We start from the raw sequence: 10,951 nt of genomic DNA, 5'->3' as shown, positions 1-10,951 counted from the left end.
TGTTGCATAGTCATTATAAAAAGAATCGTGATATTGAAAGGAAGATTTTCCATAACCACCATAGGATGTTTCCATTTCTACAACTTCTATATGTTCTGCTGGTAATTCATCTAGAAAACGGGAGGGAAGAGCAGGTTGCCAAAGTCCATGAATTCTTCGATTCGATACAAACCATATATGCAAATGTTTTTTTGCTCTTGTTAGACCTACGTAAGCAAGACGCCGTTCTTCTTCTAATCCTGAACGTCCACCTTCATCTAATGAGCGCTGGTGGGGAAAGAGTCCTTCTTCCCAACCTGGAAGAAAAATTGTTTCAAATTCAAGCCCTTTGGCTGAATGAAGTGTCATGATGTTGACTGCATCCATATTTTCATTATTTTCCGTTTCCATAACGAGTGCAACATGTTCCAAAAAACTTTGAAGATTTTCAAATTGTTCCATGGAACGAATCATTTCTTTAAGATTTTCTAGTCTTGTAGGAGCCTCTGGTGAACGATCTTCTAACCACATGGTTGTATAACCAGAATCATCAAGGACGATCTCGGCAAGTTCTCTATGAGGAGTGTCTTGAAGCATATTTTGCCAGCGGCGGAAGTTTTCAATGAGGCTTCGTAACGCACTGCGTGCCTTAGGCTTTAATTCATCTGTTTCAATGATGTCAGCGGCAGCAGAAAAGAGAGGAACAGCACGTGCACGTGCACTCTCATAAAGAATGCGCAGGGTTGCATCTCCTATGCCGCGTTTCGGTGTATTAATAACACGCTCAAAAGCTAAATCATCAGTGGGTTGGACAACAACGCGTAAATAAGCCATGGCATCACGTATTTCCATCCGCTCATAAAAACGAGGACCACCAATAACGCGATAATTAAGGCCAAGCGTTACAAAGCGATCTTCAAATTCACGCATTTGAAATGATGCGCGTACCAATATAGCCATATGATTTAATGCATGACCGGTTTGTTGTGCGCGTTCGATTTCTTCTCCAATTGCTCGTGCTTCTTCTGCCGAATCCCATGCTGAATGAATTTTTACCTTTTCTTCCTCGCTCTTTATTTGAGCAGAAAAAAGGACTTTTCCCAGTCTTTCTTCATTATGCGCAATGAGATGGGAGGCGGTTTTGAGAATATGAGATGTTGAGCGATAATTGCGTTCTAGACGAATAATTTTAGCAGAAGGAAAATCTTTTTCAAAACGTAATATGTTTTCGACTTTTGCACCACGCCATCCATAAATGGATTGATCATCATCGCCAACACAACAAAGATTAACATGTTGACCTTGAGGATGTTGGGCCAAAAGGCGAAGCCAAAGATATTGTGCTGTATTTGTATCCTGATATTCATCGACGAGAATATAACGAAATTGAGAATGATATTCGCGAAGGATATCTGGATTATGTTGGAAGATAGAGATAGAATGAAGTAGAAGGTCACCAAAATCACAAGCATTAAGATCTTTTAATCGATTTTGATAACTGTGATAAAGTTCACGTCCCATGCCATTACCAAAGGAATGAGCATCACTTTTTGAGATATGTGTTGGTGAGAGTCCTTGATTTTTCCAAGAATCAATCATCATGGCAAGGTTTCGTGCGGGCCAACGCTTATCGTCTAATCCTTCAGCTTGAATAAGTTGTTTTAAAAGTCGAAGAACATCATCGCTATCGAGAATTGTAAAGTTTCTTTTTAAATCAACAAGCTCTGCGTGACGGCGTAAAATTTTAGCTCCAGTGGAATGAAAGGTTCCAAGCCAAGGCATACCTTCAACAACTTCTCCAATAAGTTCACCAATACGTATTTTCATTTCACGTGCTGCTTTGTTGGTGAAAGTGACAGCAAGTATTTGCTGAGGAGAGGCAAGTCCAGAGCGTAAAATGTGAGAAATACGGGTTGTTAAAACGCGTGTTTTTCCTGTACCAGCACCTGCAAGAACTAAAAGAGGTCCCTCAGTATTCATAACAGCTTGTTGCTGTTCTGGATTGAGTTGTTCTAAATAGTCTGTGTTATATGATTTTTGTTCTTTTAGAGTATGGGAGAAAAAACCAGAGCTCTTCTTATCATGGTCTGGAGGGGAATCTTCTTCAAAGAAAGGTATGGTATGATCAGAAAAATTACTCATTATCTCTCTTTTGTAGTCTTTTTTTTATTGAAGTTCTAGATTAAAAAAAACTTCTCTTAAAAAGTCACAACAGTTTCAGTTGAACAGACAGAAAGAGAACGTAAAAAATAAGCACAAACATTAAAGGCGTTGGGTGAGAACGCTTTGAAGGGCATAAACGCGTAACGAAGCCGAAAGATTTACTTGTTGTGGTCTTTTGCTATCAATATCGGTAATAATAAAGGCTAAAGATTGTCCTTTTTTGCGGGCTATATCTTTTAGAATATCTAAAAATGGTGGTTCTAAAGAGACGCTTGTTGCGTGTCCATCAACGCGAACAGATATCTTTCGTGGAATGACTTTTGACCAATCGATAGAATTATTTTCGTGCATTTTTCCACCTTTATTCGTCGTTTCGCAAACGATTTTGATCAAGAAATTTTTGCATTTTTAAAGATTTTTGCTGCTCAAAATTTTTTTCAGTTTTTGTTCGTCCAAAACGATAACGATTTTGCTCAGCACAAAGAGATTTTTCTGTACGTTTTTTTTGTTTTCGAAATTGGCGAAGATTAATCAATTCAGTCATGAGAAAAATTATTTTTTCCGAAAGGAATCTAAAGAGACAACATCAGCACTTTGATTTTGTTTTGCATCGTTATTTGAAGGTTCTTTATTTGTACTGAGATTTTGTTCTTTTGTAAGCGTATTTTCTTTTTTTTGTTTGTTTGATAAGGTAATAGGCGTAGTTGAGGTATTTTCTGAATTTTCACTTTCTCCAGAGGTCAGATTTGAGGGCAGATCAAATGCTGCTTCAAATGCTGCTACAGGATCATAAAAGACCTGAATGGAAGTAAAAGGAATCACGAGCTTTTCGGTTATTTCCCTGAAAGAGAGGGTTACTTCGAAAGCTGTTTCTGAAACACTGAGATCTCTAAATTGATGTTGTAAGACGATTGTCATTTGCTCGGGATAGCGATTTTTTAGCCGAGGAGAAATTTTAACGCCTGGGGCATTTGTCAAAAAAGTTATAAAAAAATGATGATTTCCCGGAAGACCTGCTTTGGCAACTTCCGATAAAACTTTACGGATAACTCCACGAAGCGCATCCTGAACGAGAATATCGTAACGGATTTGATCTTTAACCATCGAAGTTTATTCCTTTTATTTCACGTAGCAGAATGGGGCGTATTGATATTGTGTGACAGAATATATTTTAAATTAGCAGATTTTTTCTACGATGCACCTCAATAAATCGAATAAATACGAAACTCTATGGTAAATAATGTCTGATAATGTCTGAAAGATCAATCAACAACATTTAAAAAAGTGAAGGCTTCTGTTGCCAGGTGCCTCCGAACCCCGCTTAAACCTGCGACGGTTTAAGACTTAAATTGAAACATTCACACCACCTTAAGCGGCGAGACGTGCTTCCGCATAGTTGTCATTTGCAACTACTCATTTAGCCCGATAACGGTGGTACAATGCCGAGTAAAAGAGCGATCTTTACACCCTTGTCGATCCTATTTCGCCCCCACCAAAATATAATTTTGGTTTCTTATATTTTGGTGGAGGCGCCGGGTACCGCCCCCGGGTCCAATAGGTTTATTTCACCGTCCATTTATTACCATAGCTGGTAAACCAGCCCTCTAAATATAGATGAAGAACAGTCTTAGGAAAAGGGGGGGTTGTTAATATTTTTAATCCTCTAATTATTTATGGAGCTATATGATGCGGCTGTAAAGTATAGTCCGCTCATTTTTGGAGAGGAGATGATGCAAAATGACAAATAATTTAGCAGATATTAAACTATATGATTCAAATCCCGATGAAGCAGCAGTAGAACGACTTAGCCGTCGTTTAGCTTTAGTGATGAAAAAGCAGGATGCAGCGCTTGTTGCTACATCGGATCCAAAAGAGTTAGAACGTGTTGAAAAATGGGTTCAAGATGTTTTAGAAGCCGATGAGAAGAGTGCTAAAATGGCTGTTTCAAAAGTGGCTGAGATGATGTCTGGAGAGCGTAGAAAAAGTCGTGTGACTTTTTATTATCTAGTTGCTAAGCACCTTAATGCACTTCATAAAATTTAAACAATATTAAATTTGTGATAATGATAAAAAAAGCCCAATTTCTTGGGCTTTTTCGTTGATAAAAAGGGTTAATGTTTTTCATCCTCTTGGAGGTAGCCTCCTTTACGCATACTCGGGACAAAGAGAAGAGCAATGAATGCCATGATCATCACGACGGTTATATAAAAATAAAAGAGTGATTCATGACCGTACTTTTTTAATCCAAGCGCAACGTATTCAGCAGAACCACCAAATAAGGCGTTGCCAATGGCATGAGAGATGCTAACGCCTAATGCGCGTATTGAAGAGGGAAACATTGCTGATTTGACGACACCAGAGATGGATGTATACATGCTCATAATGAAGAGCAAGCCAATAATGACGGAAAAGGCAACCCATATACTATGCGTATTACCGATTATCCAGAGTCCAGGAAATGTAAAGATGACAGAGAGTATACTCCAAATGATAAGTAAAGTTTTTGTTCCAATTTTATCGGCTATGATACCAGCTATGGGTTGGAATAGGATGAAAATAAATAGTACAGCTGTCATAATCGTTGTTGCGGTATGTTTATCAAAGCCGGTGGTTGTGATCAGATATTTTTGCATATAAGTCGTAAAGGTGTAAAATGTGAGTGATCCTCCTGATGCAAAGCATGCAATTACGACAACGGCTTTTGTATGCTTGGTGAGAAGTTCCTTAAGACTGCCAGAGTGTTTGTGAGAGCGGCTTTCTTTCGTGGTTGTTTCGTGGAGAGAACGACGCAGATAAATCGCAATCACTGCCCCGAAACCACCAATCACAAAAGGAATGCGCCATCCCCATGCTTTTAACTGATCTTCAGAGAGATAAGATGCTAGAATAAATATAATGAAGCTGGCAAGAAGTTGACCTGTAATAAGGGTGGCAGATTGGAAAGAAGCAAAAAGCCCACGATGTTTTTTGAGAGCAACTTCGCTCATATAAGTGGCTGCTGTACCATATTCACCACCTGCTGAAAGTCCTTGCATCATCCGAGCTAAAAGTAAAAGGATTGCTGATGTTACTCCTAAGGTTTCATAGGTGGGAAGTATGGCGATGAAAAAAGAGCCACCACACATCATAAAAATGGATATAAGCATCGAGCGTTTACGTCCATAACGATCGGCGACAAACCCTAAAAACCAAGCTCCAATAGGGCGCATAAGAAAGCCAATAAAAAACACACCTGCGGTTTTTAACAGTGGCGTAATCGTATCACCATCGGAGGGAAAGAATTGTGATGCAAAATAAATTGATGCAAATGAGTAAACGTAAAAATCATACCATTCTACGAGATTTCCTGATGCGCTTGCTATAATAGCAAAAACACGTTTTCTTGCATCCTGTGATGCTGAAGTTGTTTCATTTTTCATGAATTGTTCCCCTTTTGGATTTATAGTTCATATTTTCTAAACATAATTGTTTATGATTTCCAGAAAAATTCAATGGTATTATAATAATTTCTTAGGGAAACTCTTTAAGATGATTTATTAGAGTTATGTTGTCATTCGTTTTAAGATTTTTACTTGTGTTGTAGAATAAAAAGTTATCACATTGCATTTAAAGGGAGAGAACATTGAAAAGTAGATCAAGATACCTTTAAACTTGATGAGAAGAATGCAATATTGGCATCATACCGGAGGATTATAGAAGAGATGGTCTTTATGAGCAGAAAGCCCAAAAACTGAAGACATTTCATAAAGCTTAAGTTAATGTAAAAGGGGATTTTGTGTCCTTAATTATCTTATTGTATCATAACACATCATCATTTAGGAGGGTGAGGTAAGTCTCAGATAAGGTTTTCCGTATGAGGTGTTTTTTAGATATCGTGATAAATATTTAGGGTAGGGCTGCCCATAGAATCTTATCAAGTAAATTACATAAAGAGGGCAGTAACTATAGACAATTTAAAAGAAACTGAGTTGTTTGTAAGATGAATGCGGGGCGGGCTTTTCGTTCTTTACTAGGGTGGAGAGGAGATCAAAAAAAGCCCAATTTCTTGGGCTTTTTTTATCCAGAAAATAAGTTTAATGAAGTTTATCGTCTTTATCGAGATATCCTCCTTTATCTATATCGGGCATAAGAAGAATAGAGATGAGTGCAATGACCATCATACCAACGATGTAAAAAAAGAAAACAGATTCGTATCCCATATTTTTTAATCCAAGCGCTACATATTCAGCAGAACCGCCAAAGAGTGCGTTGCCAATGGCAAAAGCAAATCCAACACCAATTGCTCGGATTGAAGCAGGGAACAATTCTGCTTTTATGATACCAGCAATGGACGTATAAAAACTCATAACACAGAGTATTCCAATAATGATTAAGAGTGCTGTCCATGGATTATGGGCATTACCGATCATTTTAAGTACAGGAATGGTGCAGATAATGGATAATGCCCCCCAACTAATGAGTGAAGCTCTTGCTCCAATTTTATCGGCTAGGGAACCAAAAAGGGGTTGGAGTAGCACAAAAACAAAGAGGGCGGCAGTCATTATCGTTGTTGCGGTTTGTTTATCAAAGCCCGTGGTTGTGATCAGATATTTTTGCATATAAGTGGTGTATGTATAAAATGTGAGAGATCCACCAGCTGTAAAGCCAACAACCAAAAAGAAAGCTTTTTTATGATTGCGAAAAAGTTCTCGAAGACTACCAGCGTGTTGTTCAGAGCGGCTTTTGTGGGTTGTTGTTTCATGAAGCAAACTACGCAGATAAATTGCAACGATTGCTCCAAAGCCACCAATGACAAAGGGAATACGCCATCCCCATGCTTTTAACTGATCCTCGTTAAGGTAAATGGCTAAAATAAATATTATAAAACTTGCGAGAAGTTGACCTGAGATCGTTGTTGCATATTGAAAAGAAGCAAAGAGACCACGACGATTTTTGGGCGCAACTTCGCTCATATAAGTTGCTGCTGTACCATATTCACCGCCAACGGAAAGTCCTTGAAACATACGGACTAAAAGGAGAAGAAATGCTGCTGTTATTCCCAAGGTTTTATAAGTGGGAAGTATGGCAATGAGAAAAGAGCCACCACACATCATAAAAACAGAAATAAGCATTGAGCGTTTACGTCCATAACGATCCGCAATGTATCCAAAGAGCCATGCTCCAATTGGACGCATAAGAAAGCCAATAAAAAAGATTCCTGCCGTTTTTAACAGTTGTGTAACAATATCTTCATCTTCAGGAAAAAATTGTGATGCAAAATAAACCGATGCAAAGGAGTAAGCATAAAAGTCGTACCATTCTACCAGATTTCCTGATGCGCTGGATATGATAGCAAAAATACGTTTCCTTGTATCATGTGGATCTAAAGTTGTTTGATTATTCATGAAGTATTCCCCTTTTAGATTTATAACTTTTCTTCTTTTTAAAGCTATTTACGATGTGCATTATAAAAACGCCATTGTATCATGATAATTTTTTAGGGAAACATAAAGATTTTTTCTAGAGCTATCAGTGGTGTTTTGGGCTCATGGTGTTGTTACATTGCGTAAATCATACGCTTTTTACTATCCTTAAGGAAATATTATTTTTTGTTTGATTGTGAATTATTTGCATATGCAGAGTGTTTATGAAGATATGATACTCTTTAGTTTATATGCTTGATGTTGTTTCGTAAAATGATGTTATTGACTATTTCATGCGAGGTTGGTGTATCTGTTAAAATACTTTTTATGAATGAGCTTAAGTGTTAAGGGGGAGTACAATATTAAGAGTTCGTCAAAAGTATAATGATAGCGGCTTGCACTTTTATTAAGTGTAAAGAGAGTAATGTTCATGTTTATATTTTACGGGGCTTTTACGTTATGTCATTCACGGGTGTCGTTGTGAAATGGAGTTGGGTGCATTGAGAAATGTTTCTCAAAAAAGTGTGCGAATTCATAATATAATGGTATTTTCTATTTTCATGAAAGAATTTGTTTTGCATGAGGGGGTACTATTAAGAACGTATTAAACAAAATCATGAGTGTAATCTTTATTATTGATAAAATTATCTTGAAAGATAATCACTTTTCTTCGATTTTGAGTGGGCATGGGAATATTAAAATAAATCAAACGTTTTTTATCTTCAGTGAATTAAATTCAGCTAAAGAAGTATTTATTACATAATAATATGAAGCCATTTATTTTTATAAGCGGCGTGTGCAGGAGGGAACATTGCTTCTTTAGAGTGTTTGAAGGGATAAAAAATTGTGAGCTTTAAACTTCTATCGGAAAGGATATAAAAAAAGCCCAGTACTCTGGGCTTTTTTGTTAAAATCCTTGTTTGTTAACATTAAAGGTTAATGAATATCGTCTCCTTGTAAATACCCTTTTTTGCGAGCATCTGGCATTAAGAGAACAGCAATGAATGCAATAATCATCATGCCGGTTATATAAAAATAGAAGACAGATTCATATCCAAGATCTTTTAATCCAAGTGCGACATATTCAGCAGAACCGCCAAACAGTGCGTTGGCAATAGCATAAGAGAGCCCAACTCCTATTGCTCGTACTGAAGCAGGAAACATTTCTGATTTTACAATGCCAGAGATAGATGTATAAAAGCTCATAATGCAGAGCATTCCAGTAATGACTGATAAAGCAATCCATGTACTATCAGTACTACCAATCATATTAAGTCCAGGAATGGTAAAGATAATAGATAAGACACTCCAAATAAGGAGTGAAGTTCTTGTTCCAATTTTATCTGCAAGAGCACCAAAGAGGGGTTGGAGTAACATGAAAACAAAGAGTGCAGCTGTCATGATTGTTGTGGCTGTATGTTTATCAAAGCCAGTGGTTGTGATCAGATATTTCTGCATGTAAGTCGTATAGGTGTAGAATGTGAGCGATCCTCCAGCTGTAAAGCCAATAACCAGAAAGAAAGCTTTTCGGTGGTTGCTCAGAAGTCCCCTAATACTACCAGCTTGTGCACTAGAACGACTTTCTTTGGTCGTTGTCTCATGGAGTGTGCGGCGTAGATAAATCGCAACAATTGCGCCGCATCCACCAATGGCAAATGGAATACGCCAGCCCCACGCTTTTAGCTGATCTTCGGTGAGATAAAGCGCTAAAATGAATATAACGAGACTGGCTAGAAGTTGACCACCAATCAGTGTGGTATATTGGAAAGAGCTAAAAAATCCGCGGCGATTTTTGAGGGCGATTTCGCTCATATAAGTTGCTGTTGTACCATATTCACCACCGACAGAAAGCCCCTGAAGCATTCTGAGTAAAAGTAAAAGAATTCCTGCTGCCATTCCAATGGTTTCATAGGTAGGAAGTAGGGCGATTAAGAACGAACCACCACACATCATAAAAACAGAGATAAGCATTGAGCGTTTGCGTCCGTAACGATCGGCAATGAAGCCAAAAAGCCATCCGCCTATTGGGCGCATAAGAAAACCAATAGCAAAAACACCCGCCGCTTTTAAAAGTTGCGTAACGTCATTGCCATCTGAGGGAAAGAATTGTGATGCAAAATAAATAGATGTAAAGGAATAAACATAAAAGTCATACCATTCTACTAGATTACCTGATGCACTGGACACGATAGCCCAGATACGTTTTCTTGTATCATGTGGTTTTAAAGCTTCTTGTTTTTCCATAGTCGATCCCTTTATTTGATGTTCATCCATCTTTGTTCATTTATGTCATTTTTTTAGAAGCTGTCTATAGTATTTTATCTTTTGCATCAAAAATTTAGTTAGATCATGATAATTTCTTGTGTAAGATGTTTTTGGAAAAAGATTTGAATTATGTTTGTACGGATTTTACAGTTTTTATTTTCTATAATAAGAAGAATCGGACATAATACCCTCATGAAATCATATCTTGCTCTTTTATCTCATGTTTTAAATCAGGGTATTGATCGGACAGATCGAACGGGTGTTGGAACGCGATCTATCTTTGGGTATCAGATGCGTTTTGATTTACAAGCAGGATTTCCGTTGTTGACAACAAAGAAACTACACTTACGTTCAATTATTTATGAACTTTTGTGGTTTCTTAAAGGCGATACAAATATCGCTTGGTTGAAAGAGCATGGTGTGTCAATTTGGGACGAGTGGGCTGATGAAAAGGGAAATCTTGGTCCTGTTTATGGTTATCAGTGGCGTTCTTGGCCCGCTCCTGATGGACGCCATATTGATCAAATTAACAATCTTTTAACGATGATTAAGGAAACGCCAGATTCTCGTCGCTTGATTGTATCAGCTTGGAATCCTGCATTAATAGAGGAAATGGCGTTGCCTCCGTGTCATTGTCTTTTTCAATTTTACATTGCGGAGGGGAAATTATCTTGTCAACTTTATCAGCGTTCGGCGGATATTTTCTTAGGTGTTCCATTCAATATTGCATCCTACGCATTGCTAACGATGATGATTGCGCAAGTAAGCGGTCTTAAAGTAGGCGATTTTATTCATACTCTGGGAGATGCTCATCTTTATTCTAATCATTTTGAACAGGCAAAATATCAATTGTCTCGTATACCAAATGCTTTGCCATGTATGCGCATAAATCCAGCGGTAACAGATCTTTTTTCTTTTCAATTTGAGGATTTTGAGTTGCTTAATTATGAAGCACAACCCCATATTAAAGCGCCGGTAGCAATATGACGATTTCCATTTGTTTAATTGCTGCTGTTGCAGAAAATGGTGTTATCGGTCGTGAAGGTGCCATGCCGTGGCATTTATCGACGGATTTGCAACGCTTTAAAGCTTTGACGTTGCGTAAGCCCATTATTATGGGAAGAAAAACTTGGGATTCTATT

10 protein-coding genes and 1 other RNA gene are annotated in these 10,951 nt (G+C 37.8%); 3 read left to right on the top strand and 8 right to left on the bottom strand.

What is annotated here, in order from left to right:
- From ACFIL8_RS00070 to ssrA, 5 genes are all read right to left on the bottom strand, one after another.
- Nucleotides 1-2,121, bottom strand: a 2,121-nt coding sequence (locus ACFIL8_RS00070) for an ATP-dependent helicase (protein ID WP_375688711.1), incomplete at its 3' end; no start/stop codon positions are given.
- Nucleotides 2,122-2,241: 120 nt separating this feature from the next.
- Nucleotides 2,242-2,493, bottom strand: a complete 252-nt coding sequence (locus ACFIL8_RS00065; protein WP_273788067.1) for a ribbon-helix-helix domain-containing protein — start codon at nt 2,491-2,493, stop codon at nt 2,242-2,244.
- A 10-nt stretch (nt 2,494-2,503) separates the two neighbouring features.
- Entirely contained in the window at nt 2,504-2,686 is a 183-nt protein-coding gene (locus ACFIL8_RS00060; protein ID WP_375612011.1) for a DUF4169 family protein, read from the bottom strand.
- An 8-nt stretch (nt 2,687-2,694) separates the two neighbouring features.
- Nucleotides 2,695-3,246, bottom strand: coding sequence for an SspB family protein (locus ACFIL8_RS00055; protein ID WP_375612012.1), 552 nt, complete (start codon nt 3,244-3,246; stop codon nt 2,695-2,697).
- A gap of 179 nt (nt 3,247-3,425) precedes the next feature.
- Nucleotides 3,426-3,782, bottom strand: a transfer-messenger RNA (tmRNA) gene (ssrA, locus tag ACFIL8_RS00050).
- 97 nt (nt 3,783-3,879) lie between these two features.
- Here ssrA and ACFIL8_RS00045 point away from each other — a divergent pair.
- Nucleotides 3,880-4,185, top strand: coding sequence for a DUF2853 family protein (locus tag ACFIL8_RS00045; protein WP_375612013.1), 306 nt, complete (start codon nt 3,880-3,882; stop codon nt 4,183-4,185).
- Between the two features lie 68 nt (nt 4,186-4,253).
- Here the strand turns inward: ACFIL8_RS00045 and ACFIL8_RS00040 are convergent, their stop codons facing one another.
- The 3 genes from ACFIL8_RS00040 to ACFIL8_RS00030 all read right to left on the bottom strand — a co-directional run bounded on the left by ACFIL8_RS00040 (nt 4,254) and on the right by ACFIL8_RS00030 (nt 9,788).
- Nucleotides 4,254-5,561: an MFS transporter gene (locus tag ACFIL8_RS00040; protein ID WP_375612014.1), complete on the bottom strand. Its 1,308-nt coding sequence runs from the start codon at nt 5,559-5,561 to the stop codon at nt 4,254-4,256.
- Nucleotides 5,562-6,215: 654 nt separating this feature from the next.
- Entirely contained in the window at nt 6,216-7,526 is a 1,311-nt protein-coding gene (locus ACFIL8_RS00035; RefSeq protein WP_375613380.1) for an MFS family transporter, read from the bottom strand.
- Between the two features lie 954 nt (nt 7,527-8,480).
- Nucleotides 8,481-9,788, bottom strand: a complete 1,308-nt coding sequence (locus tag ACFIL8_RS00030) for an MFS family transporter (protein ID WP_375612016.1) — start codon at nt 9,786-9,788, stop codon at nt 8,481-8,483.
- Between the two features lie 213 nt (nt 9,789-10,001).
- Here ACFIL8_RS00030 and ACFIL8_RS00025 point away from each other — a divergent pair, with 213 nt between their 5' ends.
- Together ACFIL8_RS00025 and ACFIL8_RS00020 are read left to right on the top strand one after the other, a co-directional pair.
- The gene (locus ACFIL8_RS00025; RefSeq protein ID WP_273722957.1) at nt 10,002-10,796 is read left to right on the top strand and encodes a thymidylate synthase; all 795 of its coding nucleotides are present in this window, start codon (nt 10,002-10,004) and stop codon (nt 10,794-10,796) included.
- The coding region (locus ACFIL8_RS00020; protein WP_375688724.1) for a dihydrofolate reductase at nt 10,793-10,951 on the top strand (159 nt) is incomplete at its 3' end. The genes ACFIL8_RS00025 and ACFIL8_RS00020, both read left to right, overlap by 4 nt.

Origin of the sequence: Bartonella sp. AP57NXGY, assembly GCF_042195805.1 — a bacterium.
In the GTDB taxonomy this organism is placed as follows: domain Bacteria; phylum Pseudomonadota; class Alphaproteobacteria; order Rhizobiales; family Rhizobiaceae; genus Bartonella.
The sequence above is the reverse complement of the archived record's forward strand: the minus strand, read 5'-3'. Positions and strand labels throughout refer to the sequence as shown.

Excerpts from the sequence above, each read along its gene's own strand:
- ACFIL8_RS00065 (WP_273788067.1), bottom strand. The coding sequence starts at position 2,493 with ATGCACGAAAATAATTCTATCGATTGGTCAAAAGTCATTCCACGAAAG.
- ACFIL8_RS00060 (WP_375612011.1), bottom strand. The coding sequence starts at position 2,686 with ATGACTGAATTGATTAATCTTCGCCAATTTCGAAAACAAAAAAAACGT.
- ACFIL8_RS00055 (WP_375612012.1), bottom strand. The coding sequence starts at position 3,246 with ATGGTTAAAGATCAAATCCGTTACGATATTCTCGTTCAGGATGCGCTT.
- ACFIL8_RS00045 (WP_375612013.1), top strand. The coding sequence starts at position 3,880 with ATGACAAATAATTTAGCAGATATTAAACTATATGATTCAAATCCCGAT.
- ACFIL8_RS00040 (WP_375612014.1), bottom strand. The coding sequence starts at position 5,561 with ATGAAAAATGAAACAACTTCAGCATCACAGGATGCAAGAAAACGTGTT.
- ACFIL8_RS00035 (WP_375613380.1), bottom strand. The coding sequence starts at position 7,526 with ATGAATAATCAAACAACTTTAGATCCACATGATACAAGGAAACGTATT.
- ACFIL8_RS00030 (WP_375612016.1), bottom strand. The coding sequence starts at position 9,788 with ATGGAAAAACAAGAAGCTTTAAAACCACATGATACAAGAAAACGTATC.
- ACFIL8_RS00025 (WP_273722957.1), top strand. The coding sequence starts at position 10,002 with ATGAAATCATATCTTGCTCTTTTATCTCATGTTTTAAATCAGGGTATT.